Annotated in this window: 22 protein-coding genes; 14 read left to right on the top strand and 8 right to left on the bottom strand. The window is 71.1% G+C overall.

Features of this window, described 5'->3' with window-relative positions; translation table 11 throughout:
• Nucleotides 1-199 precede the first annotated feature (199 nt).
• The 11 genes from VT50_RS11215 (at nt 200) to VT50_RS11165 (ending at nt 13596) form a co-directional block, all read left to right on the top strand.
• On the top strand, nt 200-2980 hold the full coding sequence (locus VT50_RS11215; RefSeq protein WP_075200242.1) for a phosphoenolpyruvate synthase: 2781 nt from the start codon (nt 200-202) through the stop codon (nt 2978-2980).
• Complete coding sequence (locus tag VT50_RS11210) at nt 2973-4679, top strand: AMP-binding protein (RefSeq protein WP_206269392.1); 1707 nt, start codon at nt 2973-2975, stop codon at nt 4677-4679. The genes VT50_RS11215 and VT50_RS11210 overlap by 8 nt, the downstream gene beginning before the upstream one ends.
• Entirely contained in the window at nt 4676-6331 is a 1656-nt protein-coding gene (locus tag VT50_RS11205) for a hypothetical protein (protein ID WP_046084146.1), read from the top strand. The genes VT50_RS11210 and VT50_RS11205 overlap by 4 nt, the downstream gene beginning before the upstream one ends.
• A 16-nt stretch (nt 6332-6347) precedes the next feature.
• Nucleotides 6348-6671 carry an acyl carrier protein gene (locus VT50_RS11200; RefSeq protein WP_079343815.1) on the top strand — a complete coding sequence of 108 codons (324 nt, stop codon included), beginning with the start codon at nt 6348-6350 and terminating at the stop codon, nt 6669-6671.
• Entirely contained in the window at nt 6668-7822 is a 1155-nt protein-coding gene (locus tag VT50_RS11195) for an SDR family oxidoreductase (RefSeq protein WP_046084145.1), read from the top strand. Before VT50_RS11200 ends, VT50_RS11195 begins: the two co-directional genes overlap by 4 nt.
• Nucleotides 7819-8823: a nucleoside-diphosphate kinase gene (locus VT50_RS11190; protein ID WP_046084144.1), complete on the top strand. Its 1005-nt coding sequence runs from the start codon at nt 7819-7821 to the stop codon at nt 8821-8823. Before VT50_RS11195 ends, VT50_RS11190 begins: the two co-directional genes overlap by 4 nt.
• A 15-nt stretch (nt 8824-8838) precedes the next feature.
• On the top strand, nt 8839-9828 hold the full coding sequence (locus VT50_RS11185) for a ScbA/BarX family gamma-butyrolactone biosynthesis protein (RefSeq protein ID WP_046084143.1): 990 nt from the start codon (nt 8839-8841) through the stop codon (nt 9826-9828).
• A gap of 52 nt (nt 9829-9880) precedes the next feature.
• On the top strand, nt 9881-10789 hold the full coding sequence (locus VT50_RS11180; RefSeq protein ID WP_046084142.1) for a UbiA family prenyltransferase: 909 nt from the start codon (nt 9881-9883) through the stop codon (nt 10787-10789).
• Between the two features lie 5 nt (nt 10790-10794).
• Nucleotides 10795-12060: an amidohydrolase family protein gene (locus VT50_RS11175; protein WP_046084141.1), complete on the top strand. Its 1266-nt coding sequence runs from the start codon at nt 10795-10797 to the stop codon at nt 12058-12060.
• A gap of 110 nt (nt 12061-12170) precedes the next feature.
• Complete coding sequence (locus VT50_RS11170) at nt 12171-13034, top strand: SAM-dependent methyltransferase (protein WP_046084140.1); 864 nt, start codon at nt 12171-12173, stop codon at nt 13032-13034.
• Between the two features lie 103 nt (nt 13035-13137).
• Nucleotides 13138-13596: a MarR family winged helix-turn-helix transcriptional regulator gene (locus VT50_RS11165; RefSeq protein WP_046084139.1), complete on the top strand. Its 459-nt coding sequence runs from the start codon at nt 13138-13140 to the stop codon at nt 13594-13596.
• 13 nt (nt 13597-13609) lie between these two features.
• Here the strand turns inward: VT50_RS11165 and VT50_RS11160 are convergent, their stop codons facing one another.
• The 6 genes from VT50_RS11160 to fae all read right to left on the bottom strand — a co-directional run bounded on the left by VT50_RS11160 (nt 13610) and on the right by fae (nt 20014).
• Nucleotides 13610-14458 (bottom strand): helix-turn-helix transcriptional regulator, encoded by an 849-nt coding sequence (locus tag VT50_RS11160; protein ID WP_046084138.1) that lies wholly within the window; start codon nt 14456-14458, stop codon nt 13610-13612.
• Between the two features lie 162 nt (nt 14459-14620).
• Nucleotides 14621-15790, bottom strand: coding sequence for an iron-containing alcohol dehydrogenase family protein (locus tag VT50_RS11155; RefSeq protein WP_046084137.1), 1170 nt, complete (start codon nt 15788-15790; stop codon nt 14621-14623).
• A gap of 46 nt (nt 15791-15836) precedes the next feature.
• Nucleotides 15837-16772, bottom strand: a complete 936-nt coding sequence (locus VT50_RS11150; protein ID WP_046084136.1) for an NAD(P)-dependent oxidoreductase — start codon at nt 16770-16772, stop codon at nt 15837-15839.
• A 76-nt stretch (nt 16773-16848) separates the two neighbouring features.
• Nucleotides 16849-18369, bottom strand: a complete 1521-nt coding sequence (locus VT50_RS11145; RefSeq protein WP_046084135.1) for an aldehyde dehydrogenase — start codon at nt 18367-18369, stop codon at nt 16849-16851.
• Entirely contained in the window at nt 18366-19478 is a 1113-nt protein-coding gene (locus VT50_RS11140; protein WP_046084134.1) for a mandelate racemase/muconate lactonizing enzyme family protein, read from the bottom strand. Before VT50_RS11140 ends, VT50_RS11145 begins: the two co-directional genes overlap by 4 nt.
• Nucleotides 19475-20014 carry a formaldehyde-activating enzyme gene (gene fae, locus VT50_RS11135; RefSeq protein WP_046084133.1) on the bottom strand — a complete coding sequence of 180 codons (540 nt, stop codon included), beginning with the start codon at nt 20012-20014 and terminating at the stop codon, nt 19475-19477. Before fae ends, VT50_RS11140 begins: the two co-directional genes overlap by 4 nt.
• Before the next feature lie 209 nt (nt 20015-20223).
• Between fae and VT50_RS11130 the strand changes: the two genes are divergently transcribed.
• The 3 genes from VT50_RS11130 (at nt 20224) to VT50_RS11120 (ending at nt 24179) form a co-directional block, all read left to right on the top strand.
• Complete coding sequence (locus tag VT50_RS11130; RefSeq protein ID WP_206269391.1) at nt 20224-21096, top strand: IclR family transcriptional regulator; 873 nt, start codon at nt 20224-20226, stop codon at nt 21094-21096.
• Between the two features lie 172 nt (nt 21097-21268).
• Nucleotides 21269-22747, top strand: a complete 1479-nt coding sequence (locus VT50_RS11125; protein ID WP_046084132.1) for an NAD-dependent succinate-semialdehyde dehydrogenase — start codon at nt 21269-21271, stop codon at nt 22745-22747.
• 67 nt (nt 22748-22814) lie between these two features.
• The gene (locus VT50_RS11120) at nt 22815-24179 is read left to right on the top strand and encodes an MFS transporter (RefSeq protein ID WP_046084131.1); all 1365 of its coding nucleotides are present in this window, start codon (nt 22815-22817) and stop codon (nt 24177-24179) included.
• A 248-nt stretch (nt 24180-24427) separates the two neighbouring features.
• On the opposite strand, the gene VT50_RS11115 is transcribed toward VT50_RS11120, so the two are convergent.
• Together VT50_RS11115 and VT50_RS11110 are read right to left on the bottom strand one after the other, a co-directional pair.
• Nucleotides 24428-25417, bottom strand: a complete 990-nt coding sequence (locus VT50_RS11115) for a GlxA family transcriptional regulator (protein ID WP_046084130.1) — start codon at nt 25415-25417, stop codon at nt 24428-24430.
• Nucleotides 25418-25443: 26 nt separating this feature from the next.
• Entirely contained in the window at nt 25444-26091 is a 648-nt protein-coding gene (locus VT50_RS11110) for an HD domain-containing protein (RefSeq protein WP_046084129.1), read from the bottom strand.
• Nucleotides 26092-26121 lie beyond the last annotated feature (30 nt).

Here is a 26121-nt window from a genome sequence, read left to right as displayed (position 1 = left end):
CGAGCACCAGGGGTGCCGGGTCGGCAATCACTAGGGGAATGCGTAGCAACCAGCCAAAGCGTCAAGGCGTCATGAAGTGGCCTCACTAGAGATAAGGGGAAGGATCGCCATCCCCAGATCCGGTGGGGTACGGTGAAACTTCCTCGTGATCAAGCGGGGTGTGTTTCGCGATGCGCGTGCCCGGAGGTCAAGTAAACCGATGCGAGCCATAGTCGACGACAGCCTCCCAGGTGAGGCTGCGAAGCTGGCGGGCGGGAAGGGGAGGAATCTCCATGAGCTCTCCAGGAACGGGCTCGCCGTCCCCCGGTGGGCGGTCGTCGGGCTCGATGTGTTCCAGGAATTCATCACCGCACTCGACGAGGCGGGACGTATCGGGGATCTGCTCGCCGAGGTCACTCCGGACAATGTGAAACTAATCTCACGGCAGTTGGCCGAAATCATCGAGTCGGGGGAGCTGAGCGATGACGCCGCGTCGGTCATCGGCGAGGCGTATGCGTACGTGGGCCGCCCCCGGGTCGCGGTGCGCTCATCCGGCGTCGAGGAGGACGGCGCGGAGCTCTCCTTCGCCGGACAGTTCGCCACCTTCCTCAATGTGTCCGGTCTCCCCGACGTGATGGCGCATGTCAAGAAGTGCTGGGCCTCGGCGTTCTCCGAGCGATCGCTGCACTACCGGCTGCGCCACGGGCTGCCGCCGCGCGACGCGGGCATCGCCGTCGTGGTGCAGGACATGGTGGATGCCGGGCGCAGCGGCGTGCTGTTCACCGCCGACCCGGTGACCGGCAACCGGCGGCAATATGTGATCAGTTCGGTGTACGGACTGGGCGAGGGCCTGGTCTCTGGCGCGGTGGACGCTGACACCGTCGTCCTCGACGGCGCCACGGGAGCGGTGGACGACACCGTGCTCGGCGACAAGCGGGAGCGCTATCACCTGGATCCGGCCGGATCCGGATACCTGGTCGCCGAAGTGCCCCGGGCCGACCGGGAGAAGCTGTCGCTGGAGCCGAAGGAGATAGCGCGGCTGCACGAGGCCGGGGCACGCGTCGCGGCGGTCTTCGGCACTCCGCAGGACATCGAGTGGGCGCTCGCGGACGACACCCTGTGGATTTTGCAGGCCCGCCCGATCACCGCGTTACCGGATGCGATCCAGCCATTGCAGGATGATGTAACGCCAGATGACGTAACACCAAGCGAAGGCGAACTCCGGATCTGGGACAATGCCAACATCATCGAGAGCTTCTCCGGAATCGTTTCACCGCTGACCTTCAGCTTCGCGGCCAATGTCTACGGCAGGGTCTACGAATACTACGCCCGAGGTCTCCGGGTACCGCCCACGGCGCTGCGCGAGATCGAGGAATGGGCTCCCCATATGCTCGGATATTTCCATGGCCGGGTGTACTACAACCTGCTCCACTGGTACCGGATGGTGCGGATCGCGCCACTGTACAAACTCAACAGGAAAGTGCTGGAGGTCGCGATCGGCGTCGAGGAACCACTCGACGACGAAATGGCCGAGACTATCTACCCGTACACCTTCTCCTCTTCCTTGCGCGGCAGACTGACGCGCGCGAGGACGGTGGCCGCTTTCGTGCGCCGCTTCCTCACCATGAACCGCTCCGTCGAACGTTTCATGGCGTACTTCTACAAGGCGTACGAGGAGTTCGACAACGTCGACTACGACGCGATGGAGGGCCAGGACGTCTACCGGCGATTCCGCGCCCTGGAGAAGGACCTGCTGGAGAAGTGGGGGCCGATGCAGACCCTGGACGCGGCGATTCTCTGGTCCATCGGCGCACTCGCCCTGCTGAACAAGGCCTGGCTGCCCGACGCCCCCGAGTGGCTCACCTGGAGCGCGGCCAGCCCCGGCTCCCGGGTGGAGTCCATCGAACCCGCCCGCGCGCTGTCGGCCCTCGCCGCCACCGTCCGTGACGACGCCGAACTGAGCCGCCTCATCCAGGAGACCCCGGCCGTGGACACCTACCAGGCGCTGCGGGACGGCGGCCACACCGCGTTCCTCGCCTCGGTGGACGAGTACGTCGCCGCGTACGGTTACCGCAGCCTGGACGAACTCAAGCTCGAAGTGCCCGATCTGCGGGAGGACCCGTCGAGCCTGTTCGCCATGGTGCGTGCCGCGCTGCCCGAGGTGGACGCCCACTCCGGCGAGAAGGCCGACGCCTATCTGGACGAGCACCTGCGCGGACCGCGCCGGACGCTCTACGACATCGTCCGCCGCAAGGCCCAGACCTCCCTCTACAACCGGGAGCGGCTGCGCTTCTGCCGCACCCGTGCCTTCGGCTCGGCGAAGCGGATGCTGCGCGCCATGGGCCGCGATCTCGCCAGGATGCGGGCGATCGACCACTGGAACGATGTCTTCTTCCTGCGCCTGGAGGAGCTGCGGGGCGCCTACGAGGGCACGACGGCGCACACCGATCTGCGGGGCCTCGTGGAGCTGCGCAAGCGTCAGCGGGCCGAGGACGAGGCGCTGTCCGCGCCGTCCCGGTTCATAACCCGTGGGGCCCCTTACTGGCGGGGCAATCTGGAGCGGGCGGGCTTCGCGAAGGGCGGCGCGGCGCGCACCGGCGTCCGGGAGCTGCGGGGCACCCCGTCCTGTCCCGGTGTGGTGGAGGCCCGCGCCGTCGTCACGGACACCCCGGTGGATGTGGACGGCGGGGTCCTGGTGACCTATCGCACGGATCCGGGCTGGGTCGCCGCGCTGCCGTCCGCCTCGGCGCTCATCATCGAGCGGGGCAGCCCGCTGACACATGTGGCGATCGTCGCCCGTGAGCTCGGCATTCCGACGGTCGTCCAGGTCAGGGGCGCGGTCACGGAACTGGCGACCGGTATGCGGCTGAGGCTGGACGGAGGCACGGGAGCCATCACGATCCTGGACGGTGACACCTCGCCCGAAGCCGAAGCCGAAGCCGAAGCCGAAGCCGAAACCGGAGCCGGGGCCGAGAAGGCGAAGGACGCGAAGGGTGAGTGACCCGCTGCTCTCCTGGCTGACGGACCCCCCTCGCATGGCCGGAGACCTCCACGGCCGGGGCATCCACCTCGCCGACGACCGAGGCGGCTGGGCGTTCCACGGATACCCCGAACTCGCCGCCTCCGCACGGCGGGTGGCCGGATCGCTGGCGGCACAAGGCGTGCGCCCCGGCGATGTGGTGTGCGTCCTCCTGCCCACCGGTTTCCCGTGTCTGTCGTCGCTCTTCGGCGTCTGGGCCGCGGGCGCCACGGTGTGTCTCGTTCCCCCTCCCGCGTTCGCCGCCGAGGCCGAGTACGTGGAGCACACGGCCGGGATCCTGCGGCAGACCGAGGCCGCCGTCACCATCACCGCCGAAGCCCTCGCGCCGCTGGCCGCCCGGGTACTGGCGGCAGCTGGCTCCGACCGCGCGCCGTGGATCTGGCGCGATGACGGCGACGAGATCCCGCCCCGCGAACCCGGCGAACTCGCCCTCCTCCAGTTCACCTCGGGCTCCAGCAGCAGGCCCCGCGGAGTCCGGGTCACCTGGGCGAACCTGGAGGCCAACCTCGCGCTGATCCGGAGCGCACTCGGCTGGCGCGCGGGCGACGCCGGGGCCTCCTGGCTGCCGCTCCACCACGACATGGGGCTCATCGGCTGTCTGCTCACCCCCGTGAGCGTCCAGGACGATCTGTGGCTGATGCGCCCCGAACAGTTCATCCGCGATCCGGCCCGCTGGCTGCGGTGCTTCGCCGTCGCCGCGCACACCGCCGCCCCGCCCTTCGCGTTCGAGTACGCCGCCCGACGGCTCGGTGACCGGCTCGCGGACCTGGACCTGTCCGCGTGGCGCAACGCCATCGTCGGCGCCGAACCCATCAACCCCCGTGCGCTGGAGCACTTCGCCGGGCTCGCCGCACCCGCCGGATTCTCCCCGTCGGTCTACCTTCCGTCGTACGGGCTCGCCGAGGCCACGCTCGCGGTGACCGTCCGTACCTCCGGCGCTCCCGCACCGACCCTGCGCGTGGACACCGGCGCGCTGCGCTTCGGCGGCCCCGTCACCATCGCCGACGAGGGCGAGTTCGCGAGCTCCGTGCACCCGCCCTCGGACGACGCCGCGGACGGCTGGCTGATCGGCTGCGGCGGCCCCGGCGACGGGGTGGGCGCCACGGTGGTGGACGACCGGGGACGGCCGCTGCCGGACGGCCACCTCGGCGAGATCGCGGTGACCGGCCCCTCGGTGACCAGCGGCTACCACGCCGGGCGCACCGGCTCCACACGGTTCCTCGACGGCGGCATCAGGACCGGTGACGCCGGGTTTTTCCACCGCGGCGAGCTGTTCGTGCTCGGCCGGATGGGCGACAGCCTCAAGGCCCGCGGACGCAGTGTCTATATGGAGGACCTGGAGGCGAAGGTGGTGTCCGCGACCGGGATCGCCCGGGAGAAGTGCGCCGTCGTCGGTGTCGAGGGCACCGGCGGCACCTCCGTGACGCTGTTCGCGGAGAAGCCCGAGGGCGCGTGGGCGGAGGACGCCACGCTCGTCCTGCGCGGCGCACTCGGCGACGACGTCGCCATCACCGTTGTCACCGGACGCAGCGGGCTGATCAGAAAGACGTCCAGCGGCAAGCCGAGACGCCGCCACATGTGGGAAGAGCTGCGAGCGGGCCGTCTCAAAGACGCGCACGTCCTGGAGACGGCCCATGTCACGACCGGGAGGCCCGTGTGATCCTCAGCGAGGACTATCTGCAGAACCTGCTCGACAAGACCATTCCGCAGATCCACTCCACCGCCGACTGCGCCGTGGTCCTCGAGGGTTCGATCGCCGAGGGCTTCGGCAATTCCTCGTCCGACATCGACTTCCTGCTCATCGCGGACAGCGACGCCGACCTGCCCACCATGCCCTCGCTCCTCTTCCTTGACGGTCGGCGGGTCGAGGTCAGAACCCGCTCGGTGCGGCAGCTCGCCGAGCAGTTCTCCGCGGTCGCGGCCGACACCCGCGGCCACGTGGGCGACCTCCCCGAGGATCTGCTGAACCGCTGTCAGCGTCTGCTGCGCAGCTTCCCGCTGCGTAATCCGGGCCTGGTGGCGAAGGTCAAGGGGCTGATGTCCGCCGACGACTTCCAGGACACGGTGCGGGAGTGGTGGGCACACCACGCGCGCCAGTCCATCCGCTACGCGCTCGCCCTGCGGGAACTCGGCCAGGAGGACGAGGCTGCGGCATGGACCGAAGCCGGCCTGCTGCAGGCGGTGAAGTCCTGGGCGGCGGGGCGGGGAGAGACCTATCTGGAGCCGAAGTGGCTGCCCATGCAGCTGGACCGGATCGGTGACCAGCCGCTGTGTGACCGCTATCGGACCCTCGCCTCGGTGGACGCGTCGGGCCTGGACACTGCCGGGTACATCAGCGAGGGCGTCCGGCTCACGGCCGATCTGGGAGTGGCGGGCGCCGAGCCCGACTCCGAGCGGATCACCGTGGCCAGGGCCCCCGGGGTGACCACCTGGCAGACCGGCGACCGCGTACATGTCGTACGCGACAAGCAGGATGTGTTCGTCCTCGGTGAGCGCGCGGCACGGGCCTGGCGTTCGGTCGTCTTCGGACGCCCCCTGGGGAGCGTCGTGGCCGTGGCGGACGCGTCAGGAGCACCACAGGCGGGTCCGCGGATCGCCCAGTTCCTCCGCTTCGGCCTGGTGAAGGTGGCGTGGAAGGGCGACGGCCCGATCGTCCCCGCCATGCCGCTGGCCGCCCCGTCGGGACCCGTCACACCGCCACCGAGCGTCGCACGGCCCATCGTCACCGTGGGCGGGGCCGCGGTCGGCGGTGCGGAGGGCATCGATCTCGTGCCCATGCCCGCCCGCCGGTTCAGCGCCGCCGCGATGACCCTGGTGTGGTCCAACGTACTGGTGGAGAACGCCCGCGAGGACCTCACCGGCGCCCTGGACCGCGAGCAGTGGAGCGTCGCCGAACTCAGCGCCCGGAGGATACTGCGGGCCGCGCTGCGCGGGGTGCTCAGCGCCCACGGAGTCAACCCGCTGCCGCCGGACTCCGAGGTCGTCCGCAGACTCTCCCTCCTGCCCGGGGGAGCGGACGCCGACGAGATCCGGACGAAGGCCCGGCGCCTGTCGACGCTCACGATCGCGTCCGCGGCCCAGGGCAGCGCGGCGCTCACCGCACTGGACGACTTCGTCGCCCTGGTCCGGCACACGATCGGCGCACACGGCTTCCCGTCCTCCTTCGACTCCTCGGACGGATGGCGGCAGACCCTGGAGATCGGCTACGACTGGCTGCGCCTCGGCGCCCACCTCGACGCGGACCTGCCCATCGACGAGGCGAGCGATCTGCTGTCCAGCGGTGGCGCGCAGCCCCATCTCGCCACCACCTGACGCTGAGGGAGGAACGTTGACGTCAAGCACCAGCACACCATCGCTCAACGAGGACGAGACGCGGAGCACGGTGTACGCGATCGTCGGCGCGATGGCGCCCGTGGGCGAGGCCGCCCTCGCCGATGACACCGAGCTCATCGCGGATCTGGCCTATGACTCGCTCCGGCTCATCGAACTGACGCTGGCGCTGGAGCAGGGCTTCGGGCTCGGGGAGCTCGCCCAGGAGAGGACCGCCACGGTCACCACCCTCGGCGACATCGTCCGCCTGGTGACAGAAGTACGGCAGGAGACCGAGGCGTGGCAGGAGACCGAGGCTCGGCAGCCGGAGGAGGGCCGATGACGGAGCCCTTGAGGATTCTGGTGACCGGCGCGGCCGGGCTGGTCGGCGCGGAGGTCACCGCCCGGCTGGTGGCGGCCGGGCACCGGGTCACCGCCCTGGTCCACAACCAGCCGGTGATCATGCGCAACGACGGCACCCCGCTGGAGCCGGACGCCGTCACCTGCCTGCCGGGCGATGTGACCAGGCCCCGGCTCGGCCTGTCCGAGGCCGCGTACCAGACGCTGGCCGCGGACGGCCTCGACCGCGTCGTGCACTGCGCCGCGATCACCGACTTCGGCCTCCCCGACGAGGTGTACCAGGCGGTCAACGTCGACGGCACCGCCCGTGTCCTGGAGCTGGCCCGCGCCGGGGGCGTGCCCCTCGTGCACGTGGGAACCGCCTATGTGTGCGGTGAGCGCGACGGGCTGATCCGCGAGACCGAGCTGGACGAGGGCCAGCGACTCGCCAACGCCTACGAGGACAGCAAGTTCCGGGCCGAGACCCTGGTGCACAAGGCCCAGGCCGACGGGGTGCGAGCCGCGGTCGTCCGCCCCAGCATCGTCGTCGGCGACGAGCGCACCGGAGCGGTGCGCGACTACAAGAACATCTACGTCGTGCTCAAACTGGCCACGGAGGGCAAGGTCCGCTCCATCCCCGGCCAGTACGAGGCGCGTCTGGACCTGGTGCCCGTGGACTATGTGGCGGACCTCATCACCGAGGTCACCCAACGGTTCGAGGAGGCGGCGGGCCGGACCTTCCACGCGGTGGGCGCACCGCTGACGCTGCGGGACTTCTCCGATGTGATGGCCGAGTACCCGCCGTTCCACGTACCGCGGTTCGTGCCACCGACGAGCTTCGACGCCCAGCGGCTGCCCCGCCGGGAGCGGGCGTACTACGAGCGTGTCATGACGCTCTACGAGAGCTACTTCCGGCGCCGGACGCGCTTCGACGACTCCCATACGGCGGGCCTGGCCACCCGCAGGCCACCGGCGGACGGGCAGGACTTCCTGCGCACGCTGATCGACCACTGCCTGGAGACGGGCTACCTGGGCGCACCGCCCGCCGACGCCACCGAGGTGCTCGCCCGGCTGAACATCACGGGCCCGGACGCCACCCCGGTGGCGCACCGGACCGGCCCGGCCGCCAGCGATGTGAACGGAGCCCGCCGATGACCGACGGCACGACGAACGGGCGGCCCTTCGGCGACGACATATCCCCGGCCCTCAGCTGCGATCCGCGCAAGCGCGTCCTCTTCGGCTCGGACACCTACTTCCTGGAGAGCGTGGAACAGCTCGCCACCCTCACCGCCGACGTCGACGGCTTCCTCCACCAGCACGCCGCGCTGCTGCTCAAGCCCGACGCCGTGGTCAGCAGGCAGCTGCCGACGACCATCGACTGGCTGGCCGGGGAGGGGTTCCGGATCGTGGCCGCGGAACGCACCCGGCTCACCCCCAACACCGTACGGGCGCTGTGGTACTTCCAGTGGAACCTGGCCACACCGGAGCGCCGCCGCCTGGCCGATCTGTTCACCGACACCTGCGACGCGGTGGTGCTCGTGGTGCGCCAGGACGCCGAAGGGGCCGGGGTTCCGCCGGGCGCACCCGCGTCGGTCGTCCTGACCGAGCGCAAGGGCCCGACCGACCCGCTGGCCCGGGTTCCCGGCCAGCTCCGGTACGCGACCGGCCGCTACAGCTATCTGCTCAACCTCGTCCACACCCCCGACGAACCCGCCGATGTGGCACGGGAGTTGGGCATCTACTTCGGCGCGGCGCTCCGACAGCGGGTCTACGCCTCCGCGCTGTCGGGCGAGGACCGGTCCGCCCGGGCGCATGAGCTCGGCGAGCGGCTGCACACCGAGGTGCCCGAGCGGGATCTCTCCTTCGAACCGGCCGCGGAACGGCTCAAGCGGGCCGTGGCGGAGGCCGGGGAAGCCCTGGCCCCCGGCGCCGTCCGGGACGAGCTGCGCGCCGCCCTGCTCACCGCTCGGGACCGGGAGGGCTACCAGCGGCTGATCGAAGCCGTCTGGCGGGCCGGGCTGCCCCTCGATTCCTGGGACACGGTGATCGTCGGCTCCCATGTCCTGCCGATGAAGCGCAAGGGGCTGGCCCCCGTGCTCGGTGGAGTCAGTGTGTCCGACTGGCACCACCACCTGGCCCGGTCGGCGGTCCGGTAACTCAGAGGGGTAAGCATGGACACGGTGGAATTCAGTCAGACGGTGCCGCGTGAGCTCGTCCATCGGCTGAGCCTGGCCGAGGTGTTTCTGACCGGTGTGCTCGCCAGGGACGAGGACACCCTCGACATCGGGGTGCAGATCCCCCGCTCACACGCCTTCTACCGGGACACGGCGGGCTGCCGCCGCGTCTACGACCCGATGGTCCTGGTGGAGGCCGTCCGGCAGTCGCTCCTCATGCTGGGCCACGACCTGTTCGAGAACCCGTTCGGCACCAAGTTCATCCTGCGGGACATCGCCCTGCGCGACGCGGACATCACCGCCTTCGCGGTGGGTGACGCCCCCACCGAGCTGGTGCTGCGCTGCCGCATCGTGCGCCGCTTCCGTGGCCGCGAGGGCCTGACCGGGGCACGGCTGTCCTACGGCGCGCTGATCGATGACCGCGTCGTTGCGACGCTGGAGGGCTCCATGTCCTGGCTGACGCCCGCCCAGTGGCGGGCGAGGCGCGAGGAGGTGCGTGCCACGCTCGGGCTGCCCGTCCAGCCCACGTTCACGGCCATTGAGCCGGGGCCGCGGATCGGGGAGGCGCTGGTCGACCGCAGGGACGCCGCGAACGTGGTCATCTCCCCGTTCCAGCTCCAACACCCGCCGGACGGCGCGGAGATGGGGACCGCTCGACTGCTCGTCGACACCAGCCACCCGGTGCTGTTCGACCACCCCGTGGACCATGTCCCCGGCATGCTGACCCTTGAGGCATTCCGCCAGCTGAGCCTCGCCACCGCGGTGGAAACCGGGGCACTGCCGTCGGCATCGGCCGTCCTCACGGGGCTGAGGGCGAGGTTCACCGGCTTCGGCGAGCTGGATCTGCCGATCATCTGCGAGAGCGTCCGTGCGCCGGGCGACGGGACGGGCGCCGTACTGCGCTGCGCCATGAAGCAGGCCGGACACACCATCGCCGACGGCGAACTGAGCCTCACCCCGGCCCCCACGGAAGCACGGCCGATATGACCGCCGCCCCCGGCACGCCCGACCGGCCCGTCTTCGGGGGCCGGTGGCAGCGTTGAGCGATGTCCTGACCGCCTCCCGGGTGCCCGCCCGGCTGGGCCGTTTCGTCCTGCGGATGTTCCGCCCGCAGATCTATGTCACCTACGGCGTGCTGTGGACCCTGACCCTGGAAGGTTCGGCCGAGGCACTGTCCGGGCCCGCTTCGCACTGGACGCCCTCCGGGGCGACCGTGGTGCGCGCGGTGAGCGTGGTGCTTGCCCTGCTGTTCGCCCGCATGGTCGATGAGCAGAAGGACCTGGAGTACGACCGGCGGCACAACCCGGACCGGCCGCTGGTGACGGGCGCCATCACGGTGGCGGAGCTGCGCGGCGCGATGGCGCTGATCACCGTACTCGTCGTGGTGCTCAACGCATTCGTCTCGGCCCCCTCCGTGCTGCTGATCCTGCTCGCCCTCGGCTACACGCTGTTCCTGGTGGCTCTGGAGCGCTGGTGGCCACGGATCGGCGCGGCCCTCATCGGCAATCTCCTGGTCAGCTACCCGGTGCAGCTGCTGCTCTCCGTCTACCTCTATGTCTCGCTGCTGACCAGCGACGCGATCGACGGCGACGGCCGGGCCGTCCCGCTGATGGCCATGTTCGCCTGCGCCTTCCTCCAGTTCGAGTTCGCGCGGAAGACCGAGTGGCGGCGGGACCCGGAGGCACGGCTGTACTCGGAGGTGTTCGGCCCGCGTGGCAGCGCGGCCGTGTGCCTCGCGCTCGCCGTGGGCGCGGTGGCACTCGCGCTCCTGCTCTTCGGGGCCCGGGGCCTGCTTCCGGCGCTGAGCATCGTCTTTCCCGCCCTCGGCGCCTGGCGCTTCCTCGTGCGCAGAAAGCCATCCGGGCTGATGCTCCCGGCGATGGCCTTTGTGCTCTTCTTCAACCTGCTGTGCTTCTACGGGGCCACAGCGATCGCGATCGGACGGTGAGAGGGATGCGGCCGGTGATCATCGACAAGGTGCGGATCTTCGACGGGACAGTGATGCTGGGCCCCGGGGCGGTGGAGTTCGCCGACGGGGTCATCACACGGGTCCTGACGGAGCCCGCCGCGGCCCCGGGTGGCCCGGCAGGGGCCGAGGTGATCGACGGAACGGGCCTGACGCTGCTGCCCGGGCTGATCGACGCGCATACCCATGTGTTCGGCGCCGAGAGCAATCTCGAACTGGCGCTGGCCTTCGGTGTGACCACCGAGCTGGACATGTTCATGGGCCCGCCGGAGCTCACCCAGGCCCTGTGCACGGCGGCCGGTGAGCGCGCCGGTCTCGCCGATATGCGCAGCTCGGGGCTGGTGGCCAGCGCGCCCGGGGGACACCCGGGCCACGCCATGCCGCTGCTGCCGACGGTGGCCGGGCCCGATGAGGCCGACGCGTTCGTGGCCGCGCGGCAGTCGGAGGGCGCGCACTTCATCAAGATCATCGTGGATGACGGCGCCAACCACGGGATGTCGCTGCCCGCTCTGGACGGGGCGACCGTGACGGCGCTCGCCGGCGCCGCCCGGCGCCGTGGCCTGCTCACCGTGGCCCATGTGTCCGCCGGATGGTCCGCACGGCTCGCCCTGGACAGCGGTGTGGACATGCTGACCCACCTTCCGCTGGAAGCCGCGCTGGACGACGCGTTCGTCAGCCGGGCCGCGGACGCGAAGCGTGTCGCCATCCCCACCCTGGCCATGCTGGAGGCGTCCGCCCCCGAGACCCCCTCCCGGCCCCGTACGGGACGGTCGCTGGCGGACGATCCGCGCATCGTCCGCTATCTGCCGGACCACGCCCGTACCGCGATCGCGGAAGGCCATGAGGGCCTGTGCGTGGAAAAGGTATCCCCCGAGCACCACTTCAGCCACGCCCTGGCGAGCGTGGCCCGGCTGCACCGGGCAGGGGTGCCCGTGCTGGCGGGGACCGACACCAACTACCGCCCGGACCGCGCCTGCCCGGTCGTCCACGGCGCCGGTCTCCACACCGAGCTGGCCCTCCTCGTGGAGGCGGGACTGACTCCGGCGGAGGCGCTCACGGCCGCGACCTCGGCGCCCGCCGCGCACTTCGGCCTCTCCGACCGCGGGGTGATCGCGCCGGGGCGGCGCGCGGACCTCGTCCTCGTCCGGGGCGACCCCACGCGGGACATCACCCGCACCCGGTCGATCGAGGCGATCTGGCGCGGTGGCGTCCGCTTCGACCGTGAGGCGTACCGCGAGCGCACCGCCTCATGAGCGGGGGCGACACCCTCATGGGCCAGCCACGACACGCTCATGAGCCGGAGCGTCCCGCTTCTGAACGGGACAGAAGACATGAGAGACCACCACACGAAGCGGAGGACCACGTGACCGACGGACACGAGCGCCTGGCGGGAGTCAACAGCACCGCGCTGTTCGTGGGCATCACCCGCGCGGCCGAGACCCGGCGCCCGGACCGGCTGTTCGAGGACACCCTGGCCACGCGTTTCGTCGACGCCGCGGGCGCCGAGCAGCAGGCGGTATGGACCGAGGGGCAGGGAAGGCTGTTCACCGAGGTCATGGGCGACTACTTCGCGCTGCGTACCCGGTACTTCGACGACTACTTCATACAGGCGTGCGCGGCGGGCTGCCGCCAGGCGGTCCTGCTCGCGGCGGGCCTGGACACCCGTGCGTTCCGTCTGCACTGGCCGGACGGGATACGCCTCTTCGAACTTGACCAGCCCGGGGTGCTCGACTTCAAGGAACGTGTCCTCCGGGGCGAGGAGCCGCGCTGTGAGCGCGAGGTGATCGCGGCCGACCTGCGCGAGGACTGGCCCTCGCTGCTGGCCAAGCGGGGCTTCCGGGCGGACGTGCCGACGGCCTGGCTGGCCGAGGGGATACTCGTCTATCTGACCGAGCGCGACGCCGACCATCTGCTCGACCGGATCACCGCGCTGTCCGCGCCGGGCAGTCACCTCGGGGTGGAACATGTCACCCGGTCGATGGTGAACACCGACGAGGCCCAGGAGGCGGCGTCGGCCTCACCCGAGGGCATCATGGGCATGCTGTCCTCCCTGTGGAAGAACGAGATGACGCAGCCCCCCGCCAACTGGCTCGCGGACCACGGCTGGAGCACCGCGGAAGAACTCCTGCCCGAGCTGGCCGAGCGCCACGCCCGCCCCGTACCCCCGGCCTTCGACCCGGCCCTCCCCGGCACGGGCCGGGTCCGCCTGCTGACGGCCGACCGCTGACCGGCCACCGCCGCAACGCGGTCACCTTGACTTCAACTTAGGTTGAACTTCTACTGTCGATCTCCTCGTCAATCGAGTGCGCACAACGACGGAGGGACCGACCGTGGAGTACTCCCACAGCGACGCCGAACTGCTCAAGCAGCCCATCGGGTACTGGAGCTGGGCGGCCTCCAAGGCCGTGGTCAGCCGCATCCAGGCCGCTCTCGCCGGGATCGGCGTCACCCAGCCACAGTGGTGGGTCATCGCGCAGGTGGCGCGCGCCGACACGGTCAGGACCCGTGGTGAGGTGTCCGGTCTGCTGCGCAACTATCTCGACGCCGGTCCGGAGGTCATGGAGGCGGAGATCGACCGGACCATCGTCCTGGGCTGGATCACCGAGGACGCCGAGGGACGCCTTCGCATCACGGAGGACGGCCGGGACTTGTTCGACAAGGCCGCGGCCCTCCAGGACGAGCTGTGGGCGGAACGGCACGCGGGCATCTCCGACGAGGAGTACCTGACGACCCTGAAGGTGCTGCAGCGCTTCATCCACAACACGGGCGGGCACGGCTGGCACCACTAGCGCGCTCCGCCGATCAGCGGTGGGGCCGGGAGTCTGGCTGGTGCCGGGTGGCGTGGATGGAACCGAGCAGCTTGAGCGACTGGGCGCTGGGGCTGCCTGGTTCGGCATGGTAGATGACGAGCTGCTGGCCGGGCGCTTCGCGCACGTCGAAAGCCTGGTAGGTGAGGGTGAGGGGACCGACGTCCGGGTGGAGGAGGTGTTTGGCGTCCTGGGTCTTGCCGCGCACGGTGTGGGTGTTCCAGAGGCGGGTGAAGTCCGCGCTGTGCTCAGTGAGGGTGCGGACGAGTTCGCGCAGCCGTGGGCGGTCCGGGTCGAATCCGACTGCCTCGCGCAGGTTGCCGACGGTGGCCTGTGCTGCCTGGTCCCAGTCCGGGTAGAAGTGTCGGCCGCCGGGGTCGAGGAAGACCATACGGGCCAGGTTGTCCGCCGGCTCGAACGGGGCGTAGAGGGCGTCGGCCAGGGCGTTGACGGCGAGGAGGTCCAGGGTCCGGTTCATGACGAACGCCGGAGTGTTCGGGTAGCCGTCCATCAGCTGGCGCAGTGGCGGGCTGACCCGCTCGGCGGCGTGACCGGCGGGCGGTTCGCTTGGCGTGGCCCCGGCCAGCCGGTACAAGTGCGCACGGGCGTCCGCGTCGAGACGCAGCGCGCGGCCGAGGGCGTCGACCACCTGGGATGAGGGACGGCGCTCGCGCCCTTGTTCCAGGCGGGCGTAGTAGTCGGAGTTCACCCCGGCCAGGACGGCGACCTCCTCGCGGCGCAGTCCGGCGACTCTGCGGGCCCCGTAGCTCGCCATGCCGACGTCCTCCGGCCGCAGACCGGCGCGGCATGTGCGCAGGAAGTCTCCCAGGTGGTTGTCGTCCATGCGGCCAGGCTAGGCGGCGGCCCGGTGCGCCGCCTGGGTGTGTCACACCCAGGCGGCCGTTGAGCCAGGACTTCGGGGCCGTGCCCGGATGTTCCGGGCGGCGAGAACCGCCGCCCGGAACATCCCCCGGCGCAAGCGGACCGTTGATCAGCGTGGCGGCGATCAGTATGTGGCGGCGAGGATGTTCAGCACCCGCGTTTCACCGGGCGCCAGCGGATTGTTCTTCGTCACCGGGTCCGTCACCGCCCCGGCGGCGATGGAGGGCAGCATGGCGCGGTCGGCGCCGAGCGTCCTCAGGGGGCGTTTGACCTCGACGGTGCCCGCGATCTCGCGTACCCCTTCGATGGCCGCCCGCGCCCAGTCCCCGTCCGCGGGCGGTGCGAGCCGCATGGCGCGCGCCACCTGTTCATAGGCGCCCCGTGCGGCGGGCGCGTTGAACTCCATCACCTCCTCGAGGACGGCGGCGAGGGCGACGCCGTGGGGCGTGCCGGTGTGCGCGGTCAGCGCGTGGCCGATGCCGTGGACGAGCCCGAGCCCGGAGAGGGTGAGCGCCTGGCCCGCGAGATGGGCTCCCAGCATCAGCTCGGCGCGGGCGTCGAGGTCCGAGCCGTTGTGGTACGCGGTGGGCAGGGCGCGGCTGACCATGGCCACGGCCTGGGTGGCATAGGCGGTGGAGATCGGGTTCGCGCCGCGCGAGGCGAGCGATTCGATGCCGTGGACGAGGGCGTCGATGCCGGTGGCGGCGGTGGCGGGCGCGGGCAGGCCCAGGGTGAGCTCCGGGTCGAGCAGCGCGGCGCGCGGCTTCACCGACGGGTGGCCGATGTACACCTTGCGGCAGGCGGCGGTGTCCTCGATGACCCCGAAGCCGTTGGTTTCTGCGCCGGTGCCGGAGGTGGTGGGGATCGCGATGAGCGGCAGCCCGTCGGCCGCTTCCCAGAGGCCGTCGGCGTCGGCGGCGGTGGCGCCGAGGTTGCCGACCAGCAGGGCGATGCCCTTCGCCGCGTCGAGTACGGAGCCACCGCCGAGGGCGACGACGGCGGCGGTGCCGAACGCACGGGCCCGTGCGGCACCCGCGTCGACGTTGGCGGTGGAGGGGTTGGGCGCCACTTCGTCGTAGACGGCGTGCTCCAGCCCGGCGGCCTCGAGGGCCTTGAGGACCGGTTCGAGGACACCCGCGGCACGCAGACCGCGGTCGGTGACGACGAAGGCGCGATGGTGGCCGGTCGCCGCTATCAGGGCGGGGAGCTGGCCGATGCGGCCGGGGCCGAACTCGATGCGGCAGGTGGGGTCGATGCTCAGCGGTGGGGGACCGCCGGGCCCGGAAGAGGTCATGGGTGCGACTCCTGACGTCGTGGGGCGGGGTGGCGTTCGCTCGTGGTCAGACCGCGAGGGTCGCGTCCAGCGGCACGGTGGCCTGGAGGGCCAGCCGGAACTCCTGCCCGGCCAGGGCCTCATAGAGGCGGACGGGGCTCATCTCACCCGCGAGGTCGCCGTGCTCGGTCCTGGAGCGGCGGAAGATCTGCTCGACCACCGCCGACAGCTCGGTGGGCACGCCCAGGTCGCGACCGAGGTCGATGGCGAGGCCGAGGTCCTTGCAGGCGAGGACCATGGCGAAGGAGTCGTCGTAGTCGCCCTCGGTGAGGATGCGAAGGAAGTCGTGCTCCAGGAAGTAGGACGCGGCGGAGCTCTTGAGCAGGGAATCACGCAGCAGGCCGAGGTCGACGCCCGCCTTGGCGCCCATCGCGAACACCTCCGAGGTGGCCACGAGCTTGCTGAACCACAACAGGTTGAGCAGCAGCTTGACCGTGTAACCGGCGCCGAGCGGGCCGACGTGCAGGATGCGCTGCGGGTCGCCCATCGCCTCCAGCGCGGGCAGCGCGGCCCGGAAGTCGTCCTCGGCTCCGCCGACGAAGATCTGCAGGGTGCCGGAGTCGGCGCCGTGCGACATTCCGCAGACGGGCGCGTCGAGCCGGCGCACCTTCCGGGCGTCCAGCACCTCGGCGGCGATCCGCCCGGCGACGGCCGGGGTCGAGGTGGACATGTCGATCCACAGGGCTCCCGGCGCCAGGGCCGCGGCGGCGCCACCGCGCAGCAGTACGTCTTCGACGACACGCGGCGTCGGCAGGCTGGTGACCAGGAGTTCCACACCGCCCGCGCACGCCGCGGGCGTGTCGGCCCATGCGGCGCCGAGCGCGAGATGCTCCGCGGCGGACTCGGGGCGGATGTCGTGCACGGTGACCTGGTGTCCCGCCTGGATCAGATGGCGGGCCATGTGGCGGCCCATGTTGCCCAGGCCGATGAAACCGATCCTCATCGTTGTCCTCGCTGTGGTGAGAAGAGAAGGTAAGGGGGGAGGGGCGTTATGCAGGTGGTCGTGAACCATGTCCGGTTCAGGCCAGGTTGACCCAGGTGGTCTTCAGCGCGGTGTACGCGTCCAGGGCGTGCAGGGACTTGTCACGGCCCGCACCGGTGGCCTTGAAGCCGCCGAACGGGGTGATGACATCACTGGCGTCGAAGGTGTTGATCCAGACCGTCCCGGCCCGCAGCCGCTTGGCGGCGCGGTGGGCGACGGCCACATCACGGGTCCAGACGGAGGCGACGAGCCCGTAGTCGGTCTCGTTGGCCAGCCGGATGCCCTCGTCGGCGTCGCCGTCGTAGGACACGATGGCCAGGACCGGTCCGAAGATCTCCCGCTGGGCGACGGCGGAGGTGTTCACCACCCCGTCGAGCGCGGTCGGTTCGACATAGCTGCCGCCCGAATCGGCGAGGGTGCGCCCGCCGCCGAACGCCACGGTCGCCCCGTCCGCCACACCGCGCTCGATATGGCCGAGGACCGAGGCCAGCTGCTTCTCGTCGACCAGCGGGCCCATCACGGTGGCCGGGTCCAGCGGGTCGCCCACCCGGAAGGTGTCATCGGTGATCCGGTGCACGGCCTCGAGCAGCCGGTCCTTGACGGAGGCGTGGACCACGACGCGGGAACCGGCGTTGCAGGTCTGCCCGGCGTTGTAGAAGATGCCCCATGCCACCGCCGACGCGGCGGCGTCGATGTCGGCGTCCGCCAGCACGAGCTGGGGCGACTTGCCACCCGCCTCGACGGCCACCTGCTTGCCGTTGGACTCGCCCGCGTACACCTGGAAGAGCCGGGCCACCTCCACCGAGCCCGTGAAGGCGATCTTGTCGACCTCGGGGTGGCGGCCCAGCGCCTGTCCGGCGACCTCGCCCCGTCCGGGGACGACGTTGAACACCCCGTCCGGCATCCCCGCCTCGGTGGCGAGGGCGGCCAGTCGCAGGGCGGCCAGGGACGTCTGCTCCGCGGGCTTGAGCACCACGCTGTTACCGGTGGCCAGGGCCGGGCCCAGCTTCCAACTGGCGATCAGCAGCGCGTAGTTCCACGGGATGACCGCCCCGACGACGCCCAGGGGCTCCCGGGTGATCAGCGCGAGCGCGTCCCCGGGGGTCGGCGCCACCTCGTCGTAGGTCTTGTCGATGGCCTCGGCGTACCAGGCGATGGTCTCGGCGGCCTGGTTCACGTCGATCCGCACGGACTCGGTGATGGGCTTGCCCATCTCCAGGGTGTCGAGGAGGGCCAGCTCCTCGGCGTTCTCCCGGATCAGATCGGCCCAGCGCAGCAGGACGCGCTTGCGCTCCCTGGGCGGGAGGTCACGCCAGCGCCCGTCCTCGAAGGCGGCGCGCGCGCCGCGTACGGCACGGTCCACGTCCTCGGCACCCGCCGCCCGCACCTTGGCGAGCAGCGCGCCGTCGCGCGGCGAGTGGCTGGTGAAGGTGTCGCCGGAGAGCGTGTCGGTGAAGCGGCCGTCGATGAACGGCCGGGTCTCGAAGGCCAGTCGGTCGGCCGCGGCCAGCCACTGGTCATGGCTACGGGAGAGCAGGGCGTCGATGCCGTGCGTCATGTGATCCTCCACCGGTCGATCGCGTCTTCGTCCAGTTCGATGCCGAGGCCCGGCGTCGCGGGCACCTCGAGGTCGCCGTCGCCGCCCACCCGCACCGGGTCGGCGAGCATGAAGTCTCGGCGCTCCGGGGTCCACCCGGGCGGGTCGTAGGGGAACTCGAAGTACGGGCCGCCGCCGACTCCCGCAGCCACGTGCAGATTGGCCAGCACACCGATGCCGTTGGTCCAGCTGTGCGGGGTGAAGTGGCGGTGCTTGAGCTGTGCCACTTCCGCCAGGGTGCGGGCGCGGTGCATGCCGATCGCGAGCACCACGTCCATCTGGTAGATGTCGAGGGCGTCCTCCTCGAGGTAGCGCAGCAGCTCGGTGGGGGAGTGGTGCATCTCGCCCGCGGCGATCCGCACCCCGGGGTTCTCCGCCCGCAGGCGCTTGAAGCCCGCCATGTCGCAGTAGGGCAGCGGCTCCTCGATCCAGAACACATCGAGCTCGGCCAGCCGCCCGATGGTCTTGCGGGTCCGGGCGAGGTCGGTGGCGCCCGCGGTGTCGCCCGCCATGCGCCACGACTGGTTCAGGTCCACCATGAGCTCGAAGTCCGGGCCCAGCTCCTCGCGCACCGCGCGGACCGCGGCGATCCCCTCGTCCACCCGGTCGCGGTCGATGCGGATCTTCATCGCGCGGAAGCCCGCTTCGCGGACCTTCAGCGCGGTGGCCACGCGCTCCTCGGGCGATTTGAGCTCACCGCAGGAGGCGTAGGCGGGCAGCTTCTTGGCCGCGTTGCCGAACAGCTCCGCCACCGGGCGGCCGTGCACCTTGCCGATGATGTCCCACAGCGCCGCCTCCAGCGGCCAGTAGTGGGCGCCGTGGAAGTTGGCGGTCTCGATGGCCTTGACATGCCGGGTGATGTCGAGCGGATCCTCGCCGACGAACAGGTGCTTGTAGGTGTCGAAGCCGTCCATGAGGTCACCGGAGCCGAGCCCGGTGATCCCCTCGTCGGTGTGGACGCGGACGATCGTGGCGTCGAAGTGGCGCCGCGGCTCGGGGTCCCAGGCGGCCCGGAACGGCGGGTCCAGCTCCAGCCGCAGCCGGTCCAGGGTGATGTCCGTGATCTTCATCGGACCAGCGCCCCGGAGGTGGGGGTGTAGAACGGGTTGGCCGGGCCCTCCTCGACGGCCGCGAGGACATCGGCCACGGTCGGGGTGGCGTTCACCGCGGCCCGCACCGCGTCGTGCGCGGCCGAGCGCTGGTTGCGGAAGGACACATCCAGGTCGTCGACCGCCGGGTTCACCCAGATCGCGGCGATGATCAGCAGGTCATCGGCCTCCTCGGCGGGCAGCAGACCGTCCCGGACCGCGTCCGTGACGCCCTGCGCCAGACCGGCCTGGGCGGAGCCCCAGGTGGCGCGCTGGTGCAGCTCACCATCCGCGGCGGCCTTCGTCACGAACAGCGTCAGCGGCTTCACCGGGACCGAGGGCCGCACGATCGTCAGGAACGGGACGTGTCCGGCGCTGGGCGTGGCCAGCGCCGTGGCCCAGGCCGTCTCGACGGGTCCGCCCTTGCGTCCGATCACGACGTTCGTGTGCGCGGCGTTGGCACCCTCCCCGGCGAAGGATTCGCCGATCAGGGCGGTCGGGGCAAAAGGCGATGGCATGGGATCTCCAGGATCTCCGGGAGCGGGGAATCGGCGGACCGACGGGATGAACCTCGCATTCGCCGCAGTTCATCCGGTCCGATGCGGCGAATCTAGAACCGCCGCCACCCCCTCGCAAGCCACCCGCTGGAATCGAAATGCCGGTTGCTCTCCCGACAACCCGGCGGCTGACCTGGGGGTTCCCGGGGCGCGCGCTTAGGATGGCGCGCGTGACGAACCTCCCCCCTCGCGGCCCCGACGGCCCCGAGGACCCCGCCGATCCGCATGGCGCGGGCCCCCGAGCCGACCCCTCCGATGCCGGAGACCCCGCCGCCCCGCGCGGCCACGGGCTGCGCCGTGACATCGACCTGCTGGAGGCGCTCGCCTCCGACGAGGCCCAGAACGCCGGCGGACTCGGCGTGGTACGCCTGGCGCAGCTGGTGGGCCGGGAGAAGACCCAGGTCTCGCGGGCCCTCAAGGCCCTGGCCACCGCGGGGATCGTGGAGCGGGACCCCGACACCCTGGAGTACCGCCTGGGCTGGCGGCTCTTCTCACTGGTCGCGCGGACCTCGCAGAACCGGCTGGTGCGCATGGCCGAGCCGGTGATGCACGCGCTGTCGGCGAACGTGGAGGAGACCAGCCATCTGTGTGTCCTGAGCGACCGTGAGGTGCTCACCCTGCTCTCGGTCTCCGGACACTCCTTCCGCGTCCACGGCTGGGAGGGCCGCGGAGTGCCCGCGTGGCAGACCTCGGCCGGACGTGTGCTGCTGGCCGATGCCACGCCCGACGAGCTGTACGTCCGCTTCGGCACCACCGCCACCCCGCCGATCCCCGAGCTGTGGGCGCTGATCCAGGAGGCGTCCCGCCGGGGGTACGCGAGGGTCAGCGAGGAGTTCGAGTCCGGTCTGGTCGGGGTCTCGGCGCCGGTGCGCGACTTCCGGGGACGGGTCGTGGCGGCGATCAACATCTCGGCGCCCAAGTCCCGGCTCGGCGACCGCCTGGACCAGGCGGGCCGCACCACCGCCAAGGCGGCGGCACGGGTCTCGGCGCTGCTGGGCTGGGAGCCGCGGCACACCCCGGTGCCCCGGGCACGGCTCACCTGAAGGGGGAGTGGCCGGGTGGTCCCGCCCGCCCCCTCCCCGTCGTATGCGGTGAGTTGCCCTGACAGCAACCACCATTGCGATCCGAGGAGCGGCCTTGTCGGCCGTATGACGCGCTCGTAAATTCACCGCGAACCGGACCAGCCCTCGTTCGGAACGGAGAAAAGAGCAGCTCATGAACCACCCCGGCATAGAAACCCTCGTCAAGGCACCGTTCGCCGAAGGCGATGTGTTCATCGCCGGCCGCTGGTGTGCGGCCGAGGACGGACGGACGTTTCCCGTGCACGACCCGGCCACCGCGGAGCCGATCCGCGAGGTGTCCGCGGCGGGCCCGGGCGACGCCCTGGCGGCGGTCGACGCGGCCCAGGAGGCCGCCGCCGGATGGCGGGCGGCGCCACCGCGACGTCGCTCGGAGGTGCTGCACACCGCCTTCGCGCTGATGCGTGAACACGCCGACACCCTCGCCCGACTGATCGTCCTGGAGAACGGCAAGGCGTACCGGGACGCGGTGGCCGAGGTCGGTTACGCGGCCGAGTTCTTCCGCTGGTTCGCCGAGGAGGCGGTGCGGATCGGCTCCTCGTTCGGCGACGCGCCGGGTGGCGGCTTCCGCCACGTCGTACGCAGGCACCCGGTGGGCGTCACCGCCTTCGTCACCCCCTGGAACTTCCCCGCGGCGATGGCCACCCGGAAGATCGCCCCGGCGCTCGCCGCGGGCTGCCCGGTGCTCCTCAAACCGGCCCCGGACACCCCGCTCACCGCCCTCGCGATCGCCGCCCTGCTGAGCGAGGCGGGCCTGCCCGACGGACTGCTGAACGTGCTGCCCACCGACCGCGCACCCGAGGTGGTCTCCGTCTGGCTGCGTGACGAGCGGGTCCGCAAGTTCTCCTTCACCGGCTCCACCGCCACCGGCCGGAAACTCCTGGAGCAGGCGGCGGCGAACGTCGTCAACGTGACGATGGAACTGGGGGGCAACGCGTCCTTCATCGTCTGCGAGGACGCCGACGTCGACGCCGCGGTGCGCGGAGCGATGGACGCCAAGATGCGCGGCGGTGGCGAGGTCTGCATCGCCGCCAACCGGTTCTACGTCCATCATTCGGTGGCCGCCGAGTTCACGAGGAAGTTCGCGGCGGCCATGACCGCGGTGCGCGCGGGAGCGGGTCTGGAGGAGGGCGTCACCCTCGGCCCGATGATCCACCGGACCGCCGTGGAGTCCATCCGCTCCCTGGTCGACGACGCGGTCGGGCGCGGTGCGAGGGTCGCCGCGCGGAGCAGCGTGCCCGACGGCCCCGGCTGCTACCACCCGGCGACCGTCCTGGTGGACGTCCCCGAGGACGCCCGGATCATGAACGAGGAGGTCTTCGGGCCGGTCGCGCCCCTGGCCACCTTCGCCGACGAGGACGAGCTGGTGGCCCGCGCCAACGCCACGGTGCACGGTCTCGCCTCGTACATCTACTCGCGCGACGTGGCCCGGGCGCTGCGCATCGCCGAACGCCTGGAGAGCGGCATGGTCGGCCTCAACCGTGGCCTGCTCTCCGACCCGGCGGCCCCGTTCGGCGGCGTCAAGCAGTCGGGTCTGGGCCGGGAGGGCGGCCGCGAAGGCATCGAGGCGTTCCTGGAAACGCAGTACATCGCCCTCGACTGGCGGGCCGGCTGATGCCCGCTCCCCGCCACCGACCGCTTCCCCGGCTTCCCCTCTCCCCGCCACCAGTAAGGACCCGCGCATGGCAACGACGCCTGTGACCGAGCACAACGAGCCCAGCACACCGCAGGGCGGACCCGCCACCGAACGCGAACGGAAGCGGCTGCACACCAAGCTGAAGCTGGCCACCCAGATCGGCCAGGGAATCGACGGCTACATCATCGGCGGCATCGGCCTGGCGATGGGGGCGATCACCGACGACCTCCATCTGACCTCCGTGGAACAGGGTCTCGTCGGTGCCGCGCCGCTGATCGGCATCTTCGTCGGAGGGCCGCTCTTCGGCAGGCTGGCCGACCGGTTCGGACGACGCCCGGTGTTCCTCATCGACATGCTGATCTTCCTGGTCGGCTCGGTGCTCCAGTTCTTCGTCGTGGACGGCCCACAGCTCTTCCTCATCCGGCTGGTGATGGGCGTGGCCATCGGCGGCGAGTACGCGATCGGCGCGCCGCTGCTGTCGGAGTACGCGGGCCGGCGTGGCCGCGGGCGGCTGCTGGCGAGCCTGGAGATCAGCTGGTACCTGGGGTACGCGCTGGCCACGGTCGTGGGGGCGCTGTTCACCTCCGTCGACGGCGGCTGGCGCTGGTCCCTGGCGAGCAGTGCGGTGATCGCGCTGGTGTGCGTGGCGCTGCGCGGTGGCATCCCGGAGTCCGCGCGCTGGCTGCTGAGCCAGGGGCGCCGGGACGAGGCGGAGGCGCTGATCGAGAAGTACGGCATCGAGGTGGACGTCACCGCGGAACTCGACGAGCGCGAGGAGGTGCGGCGGGACGGGTTCCGTGCGCTCTTCAGCCGGCAGCACATCCGCTCCACGGTGTTCGCCAGCGTCTTCTGGGCCGCGCTCGTGCTGCCGTACTTCGCCATCGGCACCTTCTGGACGGATGTCTTCGAGGCGCTGCACATGGGGGACAACGCGGTGGCGGCGCTGCTCGTCTACTCCTTCACCGCCGTGGCCGGAGTCACCGCGGGGTGCCTGGTCGTGGAGCGGATCGGCCGCCGCAAGCTGCTGATCCCGCCGTTCTGGATCACGGCCGCGTGTCTGGCCCTGGTGGCGGTGTGGCCGTCCTCCACCCCCGTCATCGTCGTCGGCTTCCTGTTCTTCATCTTCCTCAACGCCGCCTCCTCCGCGCTGACCGCGGTCTATCCGCTGGAGGTGTTCCCCACCTCCCTGCGCACCACGGGCGTCGGGTTCGCCACGGCCATGAGCCGGGTGGGCGCCGCGATCGGTACGTTCCTGCTGCCGATGGGACTTGAGAACTTCGGAGCGGAGTTCGTGCTCCTGGTCGGCGCCGGGGTGCTGGTGGTCGGCGCCGTCGTGTCACAGTTGCTGGCGCCGGAGACCACCGATCTGGACCTGGCCCGCGCGGCGCGCACGGCCCGCGAGGGGGCGTAGCGGCAGACGCCGGGCCCGCCCGGTGTGCGGATCGCGCACACCGGGCGGGCGTTCTCATGGCATTCCCGTGCTCATGCGGGCTCTTCAGAACGTGGGCGCCCCCGCGCGCACCCCGGCGGCAGATATATGCAATGTTTGTAGCTTGGAACGGATTCTTCCGCACTGATTCGTGCCACACTGGACGTAGGCCCTCGCCGCTCCCCCGTCGGTGAGGGCCGTTTGCTGTCCGCCCCGTCGGCCGACGTCCCTCAGCGCGTCCGGTCGCCGAGGGTGCTGCGGAAGCGGGCGCGGTAGACCGTCGGCGAGACCCCGAGGGTGTGCTGAAAGACCCGCCGCAGCGACTCCGAGGAGCCGAACCCCGCCTGCCGCGCCACCTCCTCGACCGTACCGGTGCCATCGGCGAGCAGGGTCTGGGCGGCCTCCACGCGGACGGATTCGACATAACGGCCGGGGGCCATGCCCACCTCGGTACGGAACAGCCGCTCCAGATGACGGGCGCTCACCCCGCCCGAGTCGGCCAGCGTGGCGAGCGTGTGGCACTCCGCGGGGTCCGCGGTGACGCGGTCCATCACCCGGCGCACCGCCGGATGCCGTGGTTCACGCGGGGCCAGCCGTGCGCTGAACTGGGCCTGCCCGCCCGGGCGGGCCATGAAGACCACCAGCTGCCGGGCCACATCGCGTGCCACCTCGGCTCCCCAGTCCTCCTCGACCAGAGACAGCGAAAGATCGATCCCCGCGGTGATACCGGCCGACGTGGCCACATGGCCGTCCCGGACGAAGACCGGATGGCCGTCCACCCGCACCCGCGGGTAGGCCGCGGCCAGCTGTGCGGCCAGCTCCCAGTGGGTGGCGGCACGGCGGCCGTCCAGGACACCGGCCTCGGCCAGTACGAAGGCCCCCGCGCACACGGACGCCACGCGCTTCGCCCGCGCTGACAGGTCGGTCACCAGCGCGATCAGATCGTTGTCCGCCACTGCCGAGCGCCAGTTCCTTCTGCCGGGGACCAGGACGGTGCCCAGGCGCCGTGGCAGCGTGCCGGGCGCGCCATCGGCGCCGATCACCAGCCCGGACGAGGTGGCGACGGTGTCACCGGTGAGGGAGACCACCCGTACGTCGTAGTCGGCACCGTAGTGGTTGGCCGTGGTGAAGACCTCCACCGGGCCGGTGACATCCAGCAGTTGGACCCCGTCGAACGCGACGATCACGACGGTGCGCCCGCCACCGGAAGGCCGTGCCACCCGTGCTGCCCGAGCTGCCCGCCGGGCTATTCCGTCCACGGGGAATCCAGGATCGTCTGGACGAAGTCCCCCCGCTCGAAGCCCGGTACGAAGTGCTCCAGAACGTCCGCCTTGACGTTGCCGAACGTCGTCTCCGGCTTGGAACGGATGCCGTCGGTGAACGCCCGCAGAATCCTGTTCTTGAAGTCGGGGCGCGGATGCAGCGCCACGACCGCCTCCCGGTCCTCGGCGGGGAGATCCGCATAGCCGATGCCGAGCACGTCGTACTCGACACCGGCCGTCACCAGCGCCACTTCCGGCTCCATGAACTCGGGGATCCCGGGCGTGGTGTGCAGGGCGATCGCCGTCCACACCCGGCGGACGCTGTCCTCCGGGACGCCATGGCTCCGCAGAAACCGCCTCGCCTCGTTCGCGCTGTCCACCTCGAAACGGCGGCCGCTGGTATGGAACGCCTCGTTCAGGCCCACGTCGTGGAACATCGCTCCCAGATACAGCAGCTCCGGATCGAAGCTCAGATCGCGCCCGAGCCCCTGCAGACTGCCGAAGAAGTACACCCGGCGTGAGTGGTGATAGATGAGCTCGCTCGTCGTGTCACGGATGAGTTCCGTGGCCTCGCGCGCCAGCGTCGTCGTCGGCACCTTCACACCCGCCGCGATAGCGAGGTCAGTCGTCATGTGTCCGCCCTCCGTGTCCGTAGCGGTACG

The sequence above is a fragment of the Streptomyces antioxidans genome, assembly GCF_000968685.2.
GTDB classification, from domain to species: domain Bacteria; phylum Actinomycetota; class Actinomycetes; order Streptomycetales; family Streptomycetaceae; genus Streptomyces; species Streptomyces antioxidans.
The sequence above is the reverse complement of the archived record's forward strand: the minus strand, read 5'-3'. Positions and strand labels throughout refer to the sequence as shown.